Raw genomic sequence first — 18115 nt, 5'->3', positions numbered from 1 at the left:
ATCCAGGTTCCGGCGGCCCACGGGGTGCCTCGGCCCCGGGAGCAGATCTGTGAGCCGGATTATTGCCGGAGTGGGTGGTGGGAACCCGCTGGCCAGTGTCCCTGGTACCGCTACCCGGCCCACCACTGACCGCGTCAAGGAGGCCCTTTTTTCCCGGCTGGAATCTTTGGCAGTCATTGACGACGCCCGGGTCCTTGATCTCTATGCGGGCTCTGGAGCCTTGGGTGTAGAAAGTGCCAGCCGTGGTGCACGCAGCGTGGACCTGGTGGAATTCGATGCCAAAGCCAGCGATGTTTGTCAGCGCAACGCAGACTTGGTCAACCAACTTCTGGGCGGCAAGAAAGTCTCCGTCCACCGATCCAAGGTCGAGTCGTTCCTGGAACGGGTCCGCGAAGGCGGCGTGTGGGACTTGGTCTTCCTTGATCCGCCATACCCCTTGGACGAACCGGCCCTGACCGCGGTGCTGGAAAAGCTGGCGCCGCACTTGGACGAGGGAGCCGTGGTGGTTGTGGAGCGGAGCTCGCGGAGTCCTGAACCGGCCTGGCCTGGGACCATGGACTGTTTCGCCGACAAGAAGTACGGCGAAACCAAGCTGTGGTTTGCCGAGCCGGCTTAGGGGCAGCGGTGCCTAGCCGGCGATCTTGTCCAGGTCCATCCCTGTAAGGACGGTGGCTGGATGCGGGCCGCGGGCCAGCAGCTCTGCTGTCCATTCCGGGGACCATTTCCTGCCAGTGCCCACAAGAATGATGTTTCCGGGGTAGCGGCCTTCAAACATTCCCGTCTCTGCGAAGGCGGCCACATCGGGCATGGCCTGGCGCAAGGCAGTCACCTGGCTCTTCACAAGGGTCAGCGCAGGTTCATCTCCCACGTTGACGATCAGTACCCCGTCAGGGCCCAGGCGTGCTGCAGCTTCTTCGTAGAACTCTTTGCACGCAATATGTTCCGGCGCGTCCGGCCCGGAGAAGATGTCAAGAATCACGACGTCGAAACGCGCCCCGGCGTCCAGCTCCGCCAGGGCCTCGCGCGCGTCGCCGATGTGGGTGGTCAACGTGGTGCCTTGTGGCATGGGAAGTTTGAGGAGCACGAAGTCAAGGAGCTCGCGTTCCAATTCAACGGCGTATTGTGCTGAACCTGGGCGGGTTGCCTGGATATAGCGGGCAAGGGTCAAAGCCCCCGCACCCAGATGAAGGGCACGGATGGGTTCCCCGGGCTCAGCGGCCAAATCCACCACGTGGCCAATCCTGCGCAGGTACTCATAAAAGATCTCCCGCGGGTCCGCGAGGTTGACGTGCGATTGTTCGGCACCGCCGATGCTGAGAATGAAGCTGCCCTCGATCAGGGTATCGGCGTCGATGGTGGCGTGCTGCCCCGTGGTCCGGAGGTAGCGTGAGGCGACGTGTGGTCCAGGGCCGGTGGTACTCAGAGCCGGTCCCGGAGTGAAGAGAGGCGTTCTGCAGCTTCTTCAAGCACGGCGGTCTTTTTGCAGAAGGCAAAGCGCAGCAGGCTGCGGGTTCGCTCCGCTCCCTCCGGATGGCAGAAGACAGGCACCGGAATTGCTGCCACGCCCACCAGCCCAGGCAGCCGCCTGGCGAGGTCCACGGAATCCCTGATGCCTAGGGGGGCCGTGTCCACGTTGATGAAGTAGGTGCCGCTGGGGACATGGACGCCGAATCCGGCGGCCCGCAGTCCTTCGGCCAGGATGTCGCGTTTGCTTGCCAGGGTCGCGGCAATACCGGTGTAGAACTCGTCGGGAAGGCCCAGCCCAACGGCAATGGCACCTTGGAATGGTGTTCCCGAGCTGTAGGTCAGGAACTGCTTTACTGTGCGCACAGCGGAGACCAGGTGTTCGGGCCCGCTGAGCCAACCGATTTTCCAGCCGGTGAAGGAAAAGGTCTTTCCGGCGGAGGAAATGGTGATGGTCCTGTCCGCTGCTCCCGGAAGGGAAGTGACAGGGATATGGTCCACGCCAAAGGTCAAGTGCTCGTAGACCTCGTCGCTGACAATGATGGCGTCATACCTGGCTGCGAGTTCGACGATCTTTGCAAGGACCTGGCGGGGAAAGACCGCGCCGGTGGGATTATGCGGATTATTCAGCAGGACAACCCGGGTGCGGTTGCTGAAGGACGCTTCAAGGGCCGAAAGGTCGGGGAGGAAATCCGGAGCCAGCAGGGGAGCGGTGACGTGGGTGGCGCCGGCCAAACCAATGATCGCTCCGTAGGAGTCGTAGAACGGTTCGAAGGTCAGAACCTCGTCACCTGGCTGGATGAACGCCAACAGCGAAGCAGCGATCGCTTCTGTCGCGCCAGTGGTGACAAGGACCTCGGTGTCCGGATCCGGAGCCAGCCCGTAGAACCGCTGCTGGTGTGCTGTGATGGCTTCCCTCAAAGCGGGAAGGCCCTTGCCGGGTGCGTACTGGTTGGCCCCCGCGGCAATGGCGGACTGGGCTGCCGCCTTGATCTCGGCAGGGCCATCCTCATCCGGAAACCCTTGGCCGAGGTTGATGGCTCCGGTCGAGACGGCGAGGGTGGTCATCTCCTCGAAGATGGTCACTCCCAACCCTCCCCCGGGGGAGAGGAGGTTGGCTCCGGTTGCTGCCCGCTGCCAGGGTGCCGGGCCGGTGCCCGGGACCTGCCCGGAGCTCGTATCGAGGGAAGGGCTGATGCCTGCGGATGCCATGTCTGCCATGGTATCCCGGCGAAGCTATGGGGTAGGTTCGTCTCATGAGACGAGCGGTATGCCCTGGATCCTTTGACCCTATCCACAATGGACATCTCGAAGTCATCGCCCGGGCTGCGGGCTTGTTTGACGAAGTCATTGTGGCCGTGTCCACCAACTATGCCAAGAAGTACCGGTTCAGCCTGGAAGACCGGATGGAGATGGCACGTGAAACGCTGGCGTCCCTTCGGGGAATCATCGTCGAACCGATGGGTGAAGGTTTGTTGGCTGAGTACTGCCGCCACCGGGGTGTGTCTGCCATCGTCAAAGGCCTCCGCTCATCCTCTGACTTCGACTACGAACTTCCCATGGCTACCATGAACCGCCAGTTGGCCGGCGTCGAAACGGTGTTCCTTCCTGCCGAAGCGCATTACGTCCATTTGTCCTCGACACTCATCAAGGAAGTGAACGTGCTGGGCGGGGATATCTCTGATTTTGTCCCCAAATCGGTGCTCAAACGGCTCCTCGCTGGCGAGCCTGCAACGGAACACCCGCGCAAAGGGTAGGCTTGATGGGTACCTCGCGCCCTTTCGCGGAGTGCCCCAAGCTGAAACCACCGCGCATTCGTGCGCGCCCGGCGTCGGTTTGAGTCCTCAAGCGTGATCAGGCTAAGATGGTACGTCGGTCATATGTTCTACAGGAGTTCTCATTAAGCGAGATGCAAGTTCGCCCTTGGCGCTGGTAGTCAAGGACCTTGGACGCAGTCCAGGGACCATGCGGACACTCAACGAGCATGTACCTGCACCGAGTGACCTTGGTGTGGCGCTCATTGGCGTGAAGGAAGGCTCAGATATTGAGCTGGATCTTCGCCTTGAGGCCGTACACGAAGGAATTCTGGTATCCGGCACCGTCATCGTCGAAGTAACCGGCGAGTGCGGCCGATGCCTGGATCCCCTTGCGTATGACCTTGAAGTCAATGTGCAAGAACTTTTCTTCTATGAAGGCGTTGAGCTTTCGGGCGGAGAAGACGATGAAGAGCAACGTCGAGTCGAGTACGATCTGATCGATCTTGAGCCGGTGTTGCGGGACGCAGTTGTCACCATGCTGCCGTTCCAGCCGGTGTGCCGGGAAGACTGCCAGGGTCTGTGCTCCGAATGTGGAGCGCGCCTGGAAGACGAGCCGGGGCACCACCACGAGGTCATTGACCCTCGCTGGGCTGCCCTAGCTGATCTGGCTAAGACTGACCGGCAAACCGATTAGTAAGTGTTCGTCTAAGAGAGAAATGAGATAGCCGTGGCTGTTCCCAAGCGGAAAATGTCTCGCGCAAATACACGCGCCCGCCGTGCCCAGTGGAAGGCAACTGCCCCCAACTTGGTCAAGACCATCGAAAACGGTCAGGTTACTTACAGCCTGCCGCACCAGGCAAAGGTCGTTACTGACTCTGCCGGCACCGCGCTGTTCCTTGAATACAAGGGCCGCAAGGTCGCAGACGCCTAATCTGCCGTACAGGCTGACTAAGGATGTCTTCAACTGAAGAGCTTCTGAAGCGTCTCGGTGTCTCGATTGACACCGAGACGCTTCGTCTTGCTCTGACACATCGCTCATACGCGTATGAGAACGGCGGGATTCCCACCAACGAGCGCCTTGAGTTCCTCGGCGACTCCATCCTGGGATTCTCCGTCACTGATTCTCTTTACCGTGAGAACCCCACGCTTCCTGAGGGCGAGCTCGCCAAGCGGCGTTCCGCCGTCGTCAGTACGCGTGCGCTGGCCGGGATCGGCCGGGAAATCGGTGTTGGCGAGTTCATCTACCTCGGCCAAGGCGAGAAGCTGACCGACGGTAAGAACAAGGCCTCCATCCTGGCTGACACCATGGAAGCCCTGATCGGCGCCACGTACCTCTCAAACGACATGGAAACCGCACGTCAGCTGGTCATGCGCCTGGTAGGCCCGCTCCTGAAGGATGCCGGAGCCCTCGGTGCCGGGACCGACTGGAAGACGAGCATCCAGGAACTGACTGCCAGCAGGCAACTCGGTGCCATCCACTACGCCGTGGAAGGTTCCGGACCCGATCATGCCCGTACTTTTGAAGCCGTGTTGAATATCGGCGGCACTCCTTATGGTCGTGGCTCCGGTCATTCCAAGAAGGAAGCGGAACAGGAAGCGGCTGCTGATGCCTGGCGCGCGCTGAACGCCTTGGACCCGGCCCCGACCGGACCTGCTTCCACCTGATCCCACATGCCTGAGCTTCCTGAAGTAGAGGTGGTGCGCCGCGGTTTGGCCCGTTGGGTCCGCGGACGTTCCATTACCGGGGTGGACGTCATTGATCCGCGTTCCATCCGAAGGCACGCCCTCGGAACCGAAGACTTCATCGGCAATCTTGAGCATGCCACGGTGCTGGACGTAGTCAGGCGGGGCAAATTCCTTTGGATGCCCCTGGCTGTGACCGGCACGGACGACGCCCCAGGCGACCTCACCGAACCGGCGGCAACCGCCCACCTCCCGAAGGTGGCACTCATGGCCCATCTGGGAATGAGCGGGCAACTGCTGATGCAGGACCCGGCCGTTCCGGACGAAAAGCACCTCAAAGTCAGGATCAGGCTCAGTCCTGCCGAGGACATGCCGGAGCAGTTGCGGTTCGTAGACCAACGGATTTTCGGTGGCCTGTTCGTGACGTCATTGATCCCCACCTCCGACGGCGGCCCGGGTGGCCTCGGAGAAACGCCCCTGCCTGAGATCGCAGAGGAAGCCGCGCACATTGCCCGAGATCCGTTGGATCCATACTTTTCTTTTGATCTCTTCTACCGAAAGATCAAGAACCGCAAGACGGGCATTAAAAGGGCACTTCTGGACCAGTCGGTCATCTCCGGGATCGGCAACATCTACGCAGATGAAGCCTTGTGGAGTGCCCGGCTCCACTACGCACGGGCCACGGACACCATGCGCCGTGCTGACGCCGGGCGGTTGGTGGATGCCGTCAGGGACGTCATGCAGGCCGCCCTGGCTGCGGGCGGTACAAGTTTCGATTCCTTGTATGTCAATGTCAACGGCGACTCCGGGTATTTCGCCCGCTCGTTGAACGCTTACGGCCGCGCCGGCGAATTATGCGTCCGGTGTGAGGGACAGGGTTTGCACACCATCATGAAGCGGGAGCAGTTCATGAACCGTTCCTCCTACACCTGCCCGGTGTGTCAGCCCCGGCCCCGGAATGGACGTTGGTAGGGCCAGGACTGTTCCGGAATCCGGATCGCAATGGCAGACTGTCCCCATGAACAGCTTGGCGCTGCGAATCGCCATCGCAATGATCAACGACAAGGCCAACGCCACCACAATGCGGGTGGCGTCAGTTCTACCTGTGGCCGTTCCTGATTCGGGACCACAGAGCCCCTTCCGCATCGCAGCCGGCCCAGGAATGCCATGATGGCGCGGCGGCTGGTCATAGCGGGTATATGCCTGGCTGTGTTGATTGCCGCCGTGGCCATTGTGCTCGACCAGCTGGCCAAGCCCGGAGCCACTTCGGCGCAAAGCCCTTCATCGTCCACTTCAAGCCCGGGTACGGGTGCCGGATCCACCGGCACACAAACGCCCACCTCCGGCAGTTCGGCGTCGGGGGCTGGAAACGGCGGCGCAGAGGGCAGCCCTGCTGCCGGCGGCAGCGGCAACAGTGGTACTGAGGGAAAAACGGGAGAACCCACCGCCAAGCTCCTAGAAGTTCTTCCACCGGTCACCGCCACACCAACGGGTTTGCCGGCACCATCTGCCCCGGCTCCGCTCATCACCGGGGCGCTTCCCCAACCAGGGAGTGTTTCGGGTGAATTGGTGGACGGCTGGCCGGGAGACGTTGTTACGTTGCCCTCCGGAACCACCATTGGCTCTACTTCGGTGTCCACTTCCGGTGACATCCTGCAGCTCACAGCGGATGGCATCGTGGACAAGCCACGGGCCGAGGTCCTTGACTCCTTCCGACAATCGTTGGTCTCTCGTGGCTTTTGGTCCGAAGAGGCCCCTGCTGCGGACGGGTCTGTGGCGGCCCGTTTTGTGCGCGGCCCGGACACGGTAACCGTCTCGGTATCCACCACCGGGACGGGCGGCTCGCGCTTCCAACTGTTGGGCAGCCTGCACACGAGGGCGGGATAGGAAATTATGTACATCTCGCTCTCGGACCGCAGCGGCGGTAAACGGAACAAGTCAACGAACAAGTCAACGGCACTGGCAGCGGAAGTGCCGTTCCGTTTGTCCCCCGTCATTTTGTGGCTGGGCATCGTGAGTATGGTGACCGACGTTTCTTCGGAATCCGTCACGGCAATCCTTCCCTTATATGTCACCGGATTCCTCGGACTGTCCACTATTGCCTTCGGTTTCATCGACGGAATCAACCAGGGCGCGAGTGCGATCGTCAGGATTGCGGCCGGGTGGGCGGCTGACCGGACCGGGCACCCTAAGCGCATAGCACTTGCCGGCTATGGACTATCCATGGTGGCCAGGATTGGTTTCCTTTTTGCCGGTGGTTTTTGGTTCGTTGCGGCGATAGTCACCGGGGACAGGATTGGAAAGGGCATTCGGACGGCCCCACGGGATGCGTTGATCACAGTTTCGGCCCAGCCTGAACATTTGGCACGGTCCTTTGGCGTTCACAGAATGCTGGACAACATTGGGGCTGCAGCCGGGCCTTTGATCGCCTTCTTTGTCCTGTTGATGATTCCCAATGGTTTCAGCACCGTCTTCGTGGTGTCGCTCGCCTTCGCCGTGATAGGCGTTGCCGTCCTGGCATTGGTGGTTCCGGACATCCGTGCTCTTGGCGCCAAGACCACGGAGGGGCTCGACGGCAGGCGGCTCTTCGCCTTTTCCTGGAGCCATTTGAAGGAGCCCGGACTGGGCAAATTGTTGATCGCCGCAGGTCTTCTTGGCTTGGTGACCATCGGTGATGGATTCATCTACCTGGTATTGCAGGACAGGGATTCGTTCGCCGTGCAGTGGTTTCCGCTGCTGTTCGTCGGCACGAATGTGGTGTTCCTGGCCTTCGCGGTGCCATTGGGACGGCTGGCTGACAAGGTAGGCAAAGTGCCGGTTTTCGTGGGTGGGCATATCGCTTTGCTGGCAACGTACCTTCTTGCTGCTGTACCTTTCGGGGGCTTGTGGGGCACGGTGGGATGCCTGGTGCTGTTGGGCGCGTTTTACGCTGCAACCGACGGCGTCCTGGCCGCCTTGGCAGGCCAGCTCACCCCCGCAGGAAAACTTGCCACCGGAATTGCCTCAGCACAAACGGTGGTGGCATTGAGCCGCATGGCCGCCTCCGCGGGCTTTGGCGTGCTCTGGTTCGCACTCGGTGCCCCGACAGCGATGCTGCTGGCAAGCGTTCTCCTGGCTTGCGCGGTGCTGGCTGTGGCGGTGATCCTGCGGAGCGCCCGGCCTGCAATACACCAGGACGCAGGCACTGCAGGATGAGTGGGACCCTGGCCGGCAGCAAAACCCGATGGACCGTCCTCCTAACCGTGACCGCGCTGGTGCTGGTCGTGGCGGGGATCTATGCTGTGGGCGCCTATCAACGGTTTGAAGAGAGCCGGACCGCAGCTTCCTCCGTGGGAGTCACGGCGGGCCAGTCACTTCCGAACGTTCCTTTCGTCCTTTTCCGCAACACAGCCTCAGGCCAGGGCTATGGCAGTGCGGCCACAGTTCCCCTGTCCGCTCCGGGCGGTCCACGGGCTGTGAGCGAACAGGAATGCGACCGCGTCTATGGGACAGCCCAAAACGTGGTGTGCCTGAAAACCAACCGCGGCCTGGTCACCTCATTTGAAGCCGCAGTCCTGGACCGTGACTGGCAGCCCCAACGCTCATGGGCTCTCCCTGGCATCCCCAGCAGGGCCAGGGTCAGCGCTGACGGCTCGATGATTGCCACGACGGTCTTTATTACCGGACACTCCTACGCCGCTTCGGGATTTTCCACGGCCACGGAGATCAGCTTGCCCGGTGGAACGTCCGGGAACTTGGAGGACTTCGCGTTGTTGGTCAACGGCGAGCGCCTGGCAGCAACGGACAGGAACATCTGGGGAGTGACCTTCGCTCCAGGCCAGAGCGACGTCTTCTACGCCACAGCGGCGTCCTCAGGCCGCATTTGGCTGGTTCGGGGAAGCTTGTCCGCCAAGACACTCACCGCCATCCACGACCAAGTGGAATGCCCGTCCATTTCACCTGACGGCACGCGCATCGCTTATAAGAAGAACGACGGCGGCGGGCTGGTTGCCCATTGGAAGGTCGCCGTCCTTGACCTCGCGTCAGGGCAGGAAAGCGTTCTTTCGGAGCAGCGCAGCGTGGATGACCAGATCGAATGGCTGGATGGGAAGAACTTGCTTTACGGCTTGCCGGATGACGCAGTGGAAGGTGACAGCAACATCTGGCAACTGGGCACCGAACCAGGCTCGCAACCCAGCCTGTTCATAGCCCATGCGTGGTCCCCAAGCGTTGTGCGCTGAGCCCCACTCGGTGTCGACACCAATAATGGGTAGTTCACCGCCGGGCGGAACTCCTGGCCGCCCGGCTTCGTCCCGTCGTGGTGCGCCGCTGAGAGAGGGTGGCTGTAGTGCGCCGCTGTAGTGGTACCCCGCTGTAGAGAGGCGCCTGTGGTGCGCCGGCTGACTCAGCAGGTACCCAACAAGCCGCAGAGGAGTCCGCCTGACTGCGTCGGACTCGGGCTGGGTGAGGGACTCGGTGAAGCAGTTGGCGTGGCCGTCGCCGTCGCCGTTGGCGTAGGAGTAGGAGTAGCGGTGGGGGACGGGGCCGCGGTCTGCTGTGCCGGTGCTGTGGTGGAATACACCACATCAACAAAGTAGTTGGTGGCGTTCCAGGAGTTGGCAGGCATCACACCCCCGGATCCGTACCGGTAGCGCCCGTTGTTCGGGCCACTGGCTGTGAACACCCCGCTTGTGTAGGTCTGGTTGAAGAACGCAGAGGTATAGGAGTAGCGGCCATTGGGTGCCCGGTAGGACACCACGTAGGTTTGGCCTGTCACCAACGCCACCGGGGCAGCCAGTGTAGCGGTCTGCCAGCCAGTAGCTGTTTCATTGGTGAAGGTCACCTGCGCCAGGCGCGTACCGGCCGAGTTCCACAGCGAACCTACGTGGGTTCCGGTGTTGCCGGCCCCCTTGTAGAAACGAATCCCCGTCACATTCCCTGCCTGCGAAACACTGAACGCGGTGCCAAGTTCCACCGGCATGAAGTCGCTCGCGGTCACTGTTTGCGGTGTCAGCGAGCCAAAGATCGTTGACAGCTGGACGGTGGGAGCCGCCGTCGTGAATTGCCAGTTGCCGGCCGGGAAGGTTTGCCCCTGCTGGGAGACGACGTTGCCCACGTTGGCCGTGACCACTGAGCTGTTCGGCAGCGCCGCAGTGGGGGTGAACGTGATGGTCCGGTTGTCGGCGGAAAGGGCAGCTGACCCCGCCACGGGGTTGCCGTTGGCTGTCAGGGTGAAAGTCGCTCCCGGGTTGATGGCGGCCGAGAAGGTGATGGAGGGCTTGACGTCCGTTGGGATGCCGGTGGCGCCAGGGGCGGGTACCTGTTCGGTGACTGTCAGCGGCTGCACAGCTGTAGCGAACACCACATCCACCAGGTAACTGGAGGTCGATGATGATGCCGGGAAATCAGTGGTGTAGCTGAAGGCTCCCGAGTCATTGGCGGTGCGCAACGGTCCGCTGGTCAATCCTGCACCAAATCCGCCGGCGGTGTATGAGTACTTGCCCGTGGGGGCCTTATAGGCGGCCACGTACTCGGTGTCGGCTTCGATGCTGACCGGTTGGCTGAAAGTGACAGTCTGCCACCCGGTACTTGATTCGTTGGTGAAGGTAGCGGTGGCCAGGAGTTGTCCCGCGGCCGTGTAGAGCGATCCCGTGTGGGTGCCTGTGTTGCCGGCGGCTTTATAGAAGCGCACCCCGGTGATCTGCCCGGCAGTATCGCTGGCGAACCGCACACCGAGGGACAACGCAACTCCGTCATTCGCATCAGGGGTGGTGGGTGTCACGGTGTCCTGGTACAGCGTGCACGGACAAGCACCCGGTGTGCGCGGCGCGGGAACCGTTGCGAACGTCCAGGTTCCGCCGGCGGACATGGGTTGACCTGAGACCGAGGTTGCCGTCACTGTCGCCGTGTAGGTGGTACCTGCGGCCAGTGGAGCAGTAGGAGTGAAGGTGACTTTGCGGGTGGCGGAGTCGTAGGCAGTCGTGCCCGCTACGGAGGTCCCGCCGCTCGCTTTCAGCGCCAACCCTACGCTGGACGCCACTGCGGCCTCGGACAGCACAGCGCTCACGGCGGTGTTCAGGGGAACACTCGAAGCGTTCGGCAGCGGCGAGTGTGAGCCGACTGTGAATGCAGGATTCGGCACGGTCACCACCACGTCCACCAGGTAGCTGGCGGTCGATCGTGAAGCGGCGAAGTCACCGCTGTAGGTGTAGGCACCTGCATCAGATGCTGCCCGCAACGGTCCAACACTCATCCCTGACCCAAAGCCGTTGGCTGTGGCCGAGTAGGTACCGGTCAGCGACTTGTAGGAAACGATGTATTCCGTGTTGGCTGCCATCGGGACCGGTTGGCTGAACATCGCTGTCTGCCATCCGGAAGCACTTTCATTGGTGAACGCCACTGTCGCCAATTGCTGGCCCGCAGCGGTGTACAGGGCGCCATTGTGGGTGCCGGTGTTCCCGGCGGCCTTGTAGAAGCGGATACCGAGGACTTCACCAGCGGAAACACTGGAGAATCTAACCCCTAGGGTCAAGGGCACGCCTTCACGCAGTTCGGCAATCCCCGGAGTGACCGAGTCATCGAAGAGGCTGCATGGACAAGCGCCCGGAACCGGCAGCGTGGCAGCAGTGGTGAAGGACCAGGTCCCGCCTGCCGTGACGCCGCCGCCGATCGAATCGGTTCCGGACAACGTCGCCGTATATTGGGTGCTGAATGCCAAGGCGCTCGACGGCGTGAAGGTGGCCCGCCGCGTCGCGGCGTCATACGCCGTCGTTCCTGCAACAGGACCCGAGGACGACTGCAGCGCCAACTGGACGCTGGCCGTAGTGACCGGCTTGGAAAACACAGCGCTTACCTTGGTGTTCACGGACACGCTCGACGACGACGGAATGGGCGTTTGGCCCGAGACGGTCATGGGGGAGCTGTCTACCGTGCTGAAGAGCGCGTCCGCGAAGTAGTTGCCACCGTTGAAGCTGGTGGTGGGGAACCCTGGAGAGGTGCTGTAAACCCCTGCAGGTTCAGCTCCGAAACCACCAGCAACCTTCAAAGGCGCGTCCGTGGAACCGAAGCTCGCCCATTGGTAGTCCTTGGTGGCATAGTGCCCGTTGGGAGCCCAATAGGAGGCGGTATATTTCTGTCCCGCTGCTACAGGCACTGCTTGGCTGAACAAAGCAGTCTGCCAGCCGGATGCAGTTTCATTGGTGAACGTGGCCGTGGCCAGGCGCTCGCCGGTTGCACTCCACAATGATCCGGTGTGCGTGCCTGTGTTGGCGGTGCTCTTGTAAAAGCGGACGCCTGTGATGAAGCCGTCTATTGACGGGGTGAACCGCAGGCCCATTTCATAGGCTCCACCGTCACCGGAGTCTTTGACCACAGGAACCGTTTGGCCAAAAACGCTGTAGGGACCACTGAGGGTCAGGTTCCTGGTGACAGCGGCACCGATGTTGGCGCTGTCGTCGATGGCCCGTGCCTGGATGGTGGCTGTGGAGAAACCCTTTTGTATGTAGGTGTAGCTCCAGCTTTGCTTGCCCGTGGCGGGGTGCCACGTGGTTCCGCCGTCTGTGGAAACCTCGACTCCGGCCACTACGCCGCCTACGTCGGCGGCCGTTCCGGTGACGGTGACGCTGCTGCCTTGTGCCACGGTGGCTGCATTGGCCGGCGTGGAGATGGCGGCGGTGGGCTTGGTGGTGTCGGTGCTGGCTGCTGCAGCCACCAGCCCGGCAGCACGGGTGGCGGGCTGGGCGCCCATGTCGGCGAGGATGTTGACCTGGGCCTGCCTCATGCGGGAATCAGCTGGTGCACCATTACCGTCGTGCTCCTGGTCAAGGCCCCAGGTCCACTGGACGCTGCCTGCGGAGAAGACCAGGGCACCGCTGGCCGCGCGGTAGAGGGTGAGGTTATGCGTGGTGGTTCCTGCAGCCACCGTGTTCCCGAAGTCCTGGAGATATTGCGGAACGCTGCCTACCGTGGTGGACAACCGGATGAGGCCCGCCGGCCGGAATCCGTTGTCCAGGTCTTCGTCTGATTCGTATCCGACAGTATGGGGGGCCAGAGCTGCAGAGGAACCGGCAGCCATCGAAGCCAGGGTTGTGTTCCGCCAAAGCCTGGTCTTGCCCTCGTCTGCTTTCACTGTGACCGGCAGGTCCGAGAAATTGGACATGTATTGCGTACCTGTCAGGCCATTCTCGGGCAGGCCGCCTCCATTTGCCTGGGCCGCGAAGCGGGGATCACGCCAGGTACCTGTCCACTGGGCTGTGGGATCAATCTTTTCGTTGGCCCAGGTTTCCTTGTAACAGGTCAGGGTGCGGTTGGCTGCACCATCCACTGACGAAGGCTCAAACCGTGTCCGCCAGTACATTTCATTGCCCGAAAGGAATTGGAGATTGACCCCCGCATCCCGCGCAGCCGTGACGTTTGCCCGTTGCGGCCCGGACCAATACTCATCGTGGCCGACAGAGAGGAACACCTTGTGGGTCAGCAGTTCGCCGCCGCTGCGGTCAGCATCGAGGCCGCTGATGTAGCTGACGTCGTAGCCGTTCTGTTCCAGGAAGCGCACCATGGGGTATTCATTGGCGAAATAGAAGTCCCGGCCATCAGGCCCACCCCGGGTTGCCACGGGACGGTTGTAGCTGACCTTGTAGGCGCGGCCATTGACTCCTTGGTAGAAGTCGGCGCCGCCATAGGAGTTGTAGGCCTGCCACGTCTGGTCAGCGGTTTGGAAGATGACGGCAGAACGGTTGCCGTCGTTGCGGACAATGAACGTGATGTGGCTCATGCCGCCGGTATCGGGGCGCCGAAGGACGGCAATGTAGACACCGGACACGGCCGTGGTGGGTACCTGCCACGTTGCCGATACCGCCCACGTGCCGCAGTCATAGATTCCGGTGGCGACATCAGTCCGGCACGCGGGCTGGTTTTGCCGCAGGACCGACGGCGTGACATCGGCAATCTTGCGGGCACCGTTGCCTCCGTACCACCCTGTCCGGTAAATCGCGATGGTGTAGTTGGATGCGTTGGTGTCCACCTTGAAACGGATGGGTTGGCCGACGTTGACGCTGATATCGGTGGAGAATCCCTGGATGCTGTCATCTCCGGCACCGTTGATGTCCCACTCCGAGGGCGGACTTCCGGGTTTGGAGTTCTCACAGACCACTGGATTGACCACGGGGTCGCAGGGTCCCGCTGCGACGGCGGCTGGCACCGCGAGAGGCAGGAGTGAAGCGACCATCGCCAGGATCAAGGGCACTAAGAAGCCCTTGAGGACTCGCTGGGGTCGGTTGGCTGAAGTACCGGGCATCAGAACTCCTGGAGGTGGCGCGCCGAAAATGCGTACATGGGTCCGCGTTTTTCACGCACGGTCCCTGCTTGCCGCTCCCCAGCCAGGGTCAAACCAAGATCTTCAGTTATGAAACACGGGTATTTATCCTTGGCTCGAAGTTCCGAAGATCGGGACCGGATCCAGCTGTAAGTGAACTTCTGCCCACCTTGCAGCCGGATCACCGGAACGAACAGGCCAAGTAGCCCTTGGCAGGAGTGTAGGGGTGTGGCTGGCCGTCCACAAGGAGTTCCGGCAACGGATCCATGAATTTCGCTCAAACGGCAGTAGATTTAGGGGATACATCCGCCCGGGACACCCAGGAGAACCGAAGCGCCTTGCACTTGAAAAGTTTGACTGTCCGAGGATTCAAGTCCTTCGCGTCGGCAACGACGTTTGACTTTGAGCCCGGCGTCACTGCTGTTGTCGGTCCCAACGGATCAGGCAAATCCAACGTGGTTGATGCCCTGGCCTGGGTGATGGGCGAGCAGGGTGCCAAGACGCTGCGTGGCGGCAAGATGGAAGACGTCATCTTCGCCGGAACATCCGGCCGGCCGCCCCTGGGCCGCGCCCATGTGTCATTGACCATTGATAACGCCGACAACGCCTTGCCCATCGAATACAGCGAAGTCACCATCTCCAGGACGCTGTTCCGGACCGGCGGCTCAGAGTATGCCATCAACGGCGCGCCCTGCCGCCTGCTTGATATCCAGGAACTGTTGTCCGATTCCGGCCTGGGCCGGGAGATGCACGTCATTGTGGGACAGGGGCAACTGGACCGGGTCCTCCATGCCACGCCGGAGGACCGTCGGGGCTTCATTGAGGAAGCTGCGGGTATCCTCAAGCACCGCCGCCGCAAGGAAAAAACTGTTCGGAAACTTGAAGCCATGCAGGCAAACCTTGCACGGCTCGGTGACCTCACTGCGGAAATCCGCCGCCAACTGACACCGTTGGGCAAACAGGCCGAAATCGCCCGGCGGGCACAGACGGTCCAGTTCGATGTCAGGGACGCCAAGGCACGCCTCCTGGCCGATGACCTGGTGCAGCTCACTACCAGCCTTGAACAGGATGTTGCCGACGAGGCAGCGTTGAAGGAGCGGCGGCAGGTGGTGGAGGCGGAGCTGGGAACCGGACGCAGGCGACAGGCTGCACTGGAGCAGCAGGCTGCAGAAGCCACCCCGAAGCTTAACGCCGCGCGTGATCATTGGTACCAGCTCTCCGCCGGCCGGGAGCGCCTGCGTTCCCTGGGCTCGCTGGCTTCTGAACGCCGCCGGCTTCTGGGCTCCTCCGAGGCTGCGCCGGACACCGGCCGGGACCCCGAACAATTGGAACGCCAAGCTGCCCGGGTCCGCGAAGAGGAGTCTGCGCTCCAGCACGACATCCTTGCCAAGCAAGCGGCGCTTCTTGAAGCCACCGTGGCAAAGGACGCCGCCGAGGCCGTGGCCGCGGCGGAGGACAAGAGACTGACCGCCATGTTGCGGGCCGCTGCCGATCGACGGGAAGGGTTGGCCAGGCTTGCAGGCCAGGTAGCTGCTGCCCGGTCCAGGGCCGAGGCCGCCGAAGCCGAACGGGGCCGGCTCAGGGAATCCCTGGCTTCCGGTGACGAACGGCGCCGGAAGGCCCAAAGCGAGTTCACTGCCCTTGAATCCCAGGTGGCATGGGTTGAGGACGGCGAAGAAAGCCTTGACGCCGACTACGAAAATGCCAACGACGCCCTGGACGCCGTTCTGACCGAAATCGAGGAACTGAAGACCGCGGAACGGGAGGCCGTGAGGGAGCGCGATGCCTTGACGGCACGCCGCGACGCCCTCCAGCTTGGGCTCAACCGCAAGGACGGTTCGGCCAGCCTCCTCTCAGCGGAAGGGATTCTGGGGCCTTTGGCTGAGTTGGTGGCTATCGAGCCCGGGTTCGAGGCTGCCATCGCTGCTGCACTGGGCAGTGCCTCGGACGCCCTGGTGGCGGCAAACACCGGCGACGCGCTGGCAGCCATCGCCTCGTTGAAAGAGGGCGACGCCGGCCGCGCGGCACTTCTCCTGGCCGACGGAACCGGCGGGGGTACTGACGCCGGCGCCGAGGTGGCGCTTCCGCCCGGCGGCCGCTGGGCAGCCGACGTCGTGAAGATTTCCGATCCCGCAGCGCAAGGCGCGTTGTCCTTGCTGGTGGGGACCGCCGTCGTCGATGATCTTCGGTCAGCCGCCCAACTGGTCAAGGAACACCATGACCTTAAGGCCGTCACGCGTGACGGTGACATGGTCACCTCCTTGACCGTCACCGGCGGATCGGCCACGGCACCGTCCCTCCTTGAAGTCCAGGCTGCAGTTGACGACGCCGTTGCCCGCCTTCATGAGGTCACTGCCCGCCTGGAGCGTGGCCGGTTTGCACTGGCCAATGCCCAGTCCCGCCGGGCCGAAGCCCAGGACCGCGCCGACGCTGCCTTGGAGCGCTTGCACGAGTCCGACGCCCGTCTGGCTGCGGTAGCTGAGCGCCTTGGCCACCTCAATTCCGTCCTCCGCAGCGCCGTGGGCGAAAGTGACAGGCTCGCCGCTTCGATGGCAAAGGCCGAGGCAAACATCGCCGAGGCGCAGCTTGACCTTGAGGTCGCCGCGGAGAGGCTCGCCGCCGCCCAGGAAGCTCCCGACGAAGAGCCATCGACGGACCAACGCGACGAACTCGCCGCCCAGGCCAGGGTTGCCCGCTCAGTCGAAACAGAAGCCCGGCTGGCTCTGAGGACCGCAGAGGAGCAACTGGGCGCCATCAGCAACCGGGCAGCATCCCTTGAACGGGCAGCGGCAACGGAAAGGCGTGCCCGCGAAGAGGCTGCCCGCCGTGCGCAGCGGCGGCGTGCCCAGGCACAACGTGCAGCGGCTGTGGCCTCAGCTGTGGAACAGGCACTGCGGTTCATCGATGTCTCCGTGGACGTTGCAGGCTGGGATCGCGATCTGGCAGAGCAGACCCGGGAGCGGCTGGAGGCGGAACTGACCCAGGTCCGGACGAGCAATGAAGCCCTCGCCCGGGAGCTGGCCGAACTGACGGACTCGGTGCACAGGGACGAGATGGCCCGAACACAGCAGCGTCTCCGTATTGAGGCGCTGGAGACGCGTTCCATCGAGGAACTTGGGTTATCCGCAGAGCAACTCGTTGCCGACTATGGCCCCGGGCTCCCTGTTCCGGTGCCCGCCGGAGCAGCCACGGACAAGTGGGCCGAACTCAGGGCACCGGTGGACGAGCACGGCGAGGCCATTGTTGAAGGCATTCCCTTTGTCCGGGCCGAGCAGGAAAAAAGGCTCAAGAAAGCGGAACGCGACCTGGCCGCACTGGGCAAAGTAAACCCACTGGCGCTGGAGGAGTTCGCCGCGCTGGAGGAACGGCACCAGTTCCTCAGCTCCCAGCTCGAGGACCTCAAGTCCAGCCGCAAGGACCTGCTGGACATCATCAAAGAGGTGGACGCGCGTGTGCAGCAGGTCTTCACCGAGGCTTTTGCCGACACTTCGGCCCAGTTCGACCACGTCTTTGCCCGGCTCTTCCCCGGTGGCGAGGGCAAGCTGGTGCTCACGGACCCGGATGACATGCTGACGACGGGAATCGAGGTGGAGGCCAGGCCCGCCGGCAAGAAGATCAAGAGGCTCTCCTTGCTCTCCGGTGGTGAACGGTCCCTGACGGCCGTGGCGCTGCTGGTGGCGATTTTCAAAGCCCGTCCTTCGCCGTTCTATGTGATGGACGAGGTCGAAGCTGCGCTGGACGACACAAACCTGGGCCGGCTCATCACCATCTTCGAAGAATTGCGGGAGTCCAGCCAACTGATCGTGATCACCCACCAGAAGCGCACCATGGAAGTAGCTGACGCCCTATACGGTGTGACAATGCGTGGCGACGGTGTCTCCACTGTCATCAGCCAAAGGCTCGGTGCCGGGGCTTAGCT

The 18115-nt window shown here is 62.5% G+C and carries 15 protein-coding genes; 12 read left to right on the top strand and 3 right to left on the bottom strand.

The genetic code is table 11. The annotated features are described in order from the left end of the window. The first annotated feature begins 49 nt into the window (after positions 1–49). A complete protein-coding gene (rsmD, locus tag LDN85_RS13090) occupies positions 50–616 on the top strand; it encodes a 16S rRNA (guanine(966)-N(2))-methyltransferase RsmD (protein WP_026546051.1) in 567 nt (188 codons plus the stop codon). Positions 617–628: 12 nt separating this feature from the next. On the opposite strand, the gene LDN85_RS13085 is transcribed toward rsmD, so the two are convergent. Next, on the bottom strand, positions 629–1264 hold the full coding sequence (locus LDN85_RS13085; RefSeq protein WP_223945468.1) for a fused MFS/spermidine synthase: 636 nt from the start codon (positions 1262–1264) through the stop codon (positions 629–631). Here LDN85_RS13085 and LDN85_RS13080 point away from each other — a divergent pair. Then, a complete protein-coding gene (locus LDN85_RS13080) occupies positions 1232–1390 on the top strand; it encodes a hypothetical protein (RefSeq protein WP_223943266.1) in 159 nt (52 codons plus the stop codon). The genes LDN85_RS13085 and LDN85_RS13080 overlap by 33 nt on opposite strands. Before the next feature lie 29 nt (positions 1391–1419). Here LDN85_RS13080 and LDN85_RS13075 read toward each other — a convergent pair whose 3' ends face one another. Continuing rightward, a complete protein-coding gene (locus LDN85_RS13075; protein WP_026540245.1) occupies positions 1420–2685 on the bottom strand; it encodes an aminotransferase class I/II-fold pyridoxal phosphate-dependent enzyme in 1266 nt (421 codons plus the stop codon). Positions 2686–2720: 35 nt separating this feature from the next. Here LDN85_RS13075 and coaD point away from each other — a divergent pair, with 35 nt between their 5' ends. From coaD to LDN85_RS13030, 9 genes are all read left to right on the top strand, one after another. Then, on the top strand, positions 2721–3221 hold the full coding sequence (gene coaD / locus LDN85_RS13070) for a pantetheine-phosphate adenylyltransferase (RefSeq protein ID WP_026540246.1): 501 nt from the start codon (positions 2721–2723) through the stop codon (positions 3219–3221). 166 nt (positions 3222–3387) lie between these two features. Further along, positions 3388–3915, top strand: a complete 528-nt coding sequence (locus LDN85_RS13065) for a DUF177 domain-containing protein (protein WP_081733237.1) — start codon at positions 3388–3390, stop codon at positions 3913–3915. Between the two features lie 33 nt (positions 3916–3948). After that, positions 3949–4152, top strand: coding sequence for a 50S ribosomal protein L32 (rpmF, locus tag LDN85_RS13060; RefSeq protein ID WP_011775139.1), 204 nt, complete (start codon positions 3949–3951; stop codon positions 4150–4152). Positions 4153–4175: 23 nt separating this feature from the next. Then, positions 4176–4886, top strand: a complete 711-nt coding sequence (rnc, locus tag LDN85_RS13055) for a ribonuclease III (RefSeq protein ID WP_026540247.1) — start codon at positions 4176–4178, stop codon at positions 4884–4886. A 6-nt stretch (positions 4887–4892) separates the two neighbouring features. Beyond that, positions 4893–5876 (top strand): bifunctional DNA-formamidopyrimidine glycosylase/DNA-(apurinic or apyrimidinic site) lyase, encoded by a 984-nt coding sequence (gene mutM, locus LDN85_RS13050; RefSeq protein ID WP_026540248.1) that lies wholly within the window; start codon positions 4893–4895, stop codon positions 5874–5876. A 46-nt stretch (positions 5877–5922) separates the two neighbouring features. Further along, entirely contained in the window at positions 5923–6075 is a 153-nt protein-coding gene (locus LDN85_RS13045; protein ID WP_155854572.1) for a hypothetical protein, read from the top strand. Continuing rightward, positions 6072–6791 (top strand): hypothetical protein, encoded by a 720-nt coding sequence (locus LDN85_RS13040; RefSeq protein WP_223943265.1) that lies wholly within the window; start codon positions 6072–6074, stop codon positions 6789–6791. The genes LDN85_RS13045 and LDN85_RS13040 overlap by 4 nt, the downstream gene beginning before the upstream one ends. Positions 6792–6875: 84 nt before the next feature. Then, positions 6876–8099 carry an MFS transporter gene (locus tag LDN85_RS13035; protein WP_223945467.1) on the top strand — a complete coding sequence of 408 codons (1224 nt, stop codon included), beginning with the start codon at positions 6876–6878 and terminating at the stop codon, positions 8097–8099. Then, entirely contained in the window at positions 8096–9124 is a 1029-nt protein-coding gene (locus tag LDN85_RS13030) for a hypothetical protein (protein WP_026546045.1), read from the top strand. Before LDN85_RS13035 ends, LDN85_RS13030 begins: the two co-directional genes overlap by 4 nt. Positions 9125–9288: 164 nt before the next feature. Here the strand turns inward: LDN85_RS13030 and LDN85_RS13025 are convergent, their stop codons facing one another. Beyond that, the gene (locus tag LDN85_RS13025; RefSeq protein WP_223943264.1) at positions 9289–14178 is read right to left on the bottom strand and encodes a DUF4082 domain-containing protein; all 4890 of its coding nucleotides are present in this window, start codon (positions 14176–14178) and stop codon (positions 9289–9291) included. 356 nt (positions 14179–14534) lie between these two features. Between LDN85_RS13025 and smc the strand changes: the two genes are divergently transcribed. Further along, the gene (smc, locus tag LDN85_RS13020; protein WP_223945466.1) at positions 14535–18113 is read left to right on the top strand and encodes a chromosome segregation protein SMC; all 3579 of its coding nucleotides are present in this window, start codon (positions 14535–14537) and stop codon (positions 18111–18113) included. Positions 18114–18115 lie beyond the last annotated feature (2 nt).

The sequence above is a fragment of the Arthrobacter sp. StoSoilB20 genome, assembly GCF_019977295.1.
Lineage (GTDB): Bacteria > Actinomycetota > Actinomycetes > Actinomycetales > Micrococcaceae > Arthrobacter > Arthrobacter nicotinovorans_A.
The sequence above is the reverse complement of the archived record's forward strand: the minus strand, read 5'-3'. Positions and strand labels throughout refer to the sequence as shown.

What these genes read in the sequence shown, in the direction of transcription:
- mutM (WP_026540248.1), top strand. Translation starts at nt 4,893, where the DNA reads ATGCCTGAGCTTCCTGAAGTAGAGGTGGTGCGCCGCGGTTTGGCCCGT.
- coaD (WP_026540246.1), top strand. Translation starts at nt 2,721, where the DNA reads ATGAGACGAGCGGTATGCCCTGGATCCTTTGACCCTATCCACAATGGA.
- LDN85_RS13030 (WP_026546045.1), top strand. Translation starts at nt 8,096, where the DNA reads ATGAGTGGGACCCTGGCCGGCAGCAAAACCCGATGGACCGTCCTCCTA.
- LDN85_RS13025 (WP_223943264.1), bottom strand. Translation starts at nt 14,178, where the DNA reads ATGCCCGGTACTTCAGCCAACCGACCCCAGCGAGTCCTCAAGGGCTTC.
- rnc (WP_026540247.1), top strand. Translation starts at nt 4,176, where the DNA reads ATGTCTTCAACTGAAGAGCTTCTGAAGCGTCTCGGTGTCTCGATTGAC.
- LDN85_RS13040 (WP_223943265.1), top strand. Translation starts at nt 6,072, where the DNA reads ATGATGGCGCGGCGGCTGGTCATAGCGGGTATATGCCTGGCTGTGTTG.
- LDN85_RS13045 (WP_155854572.1), top strand. Translation starts at nt 5,923, where the DNA reads ATGAACAGCTTGGCGCTGCGAATCGCCATCGCAATGATCAACGACAAG.
- LDN85_RS13075 (WP_026540245.1), bottom strand. Translation starts at nt 2,685, where the DNA reads ATGGCAGACATGGCATCCGCAGGCATCAGCCCTTCCCTCGATACGAGC.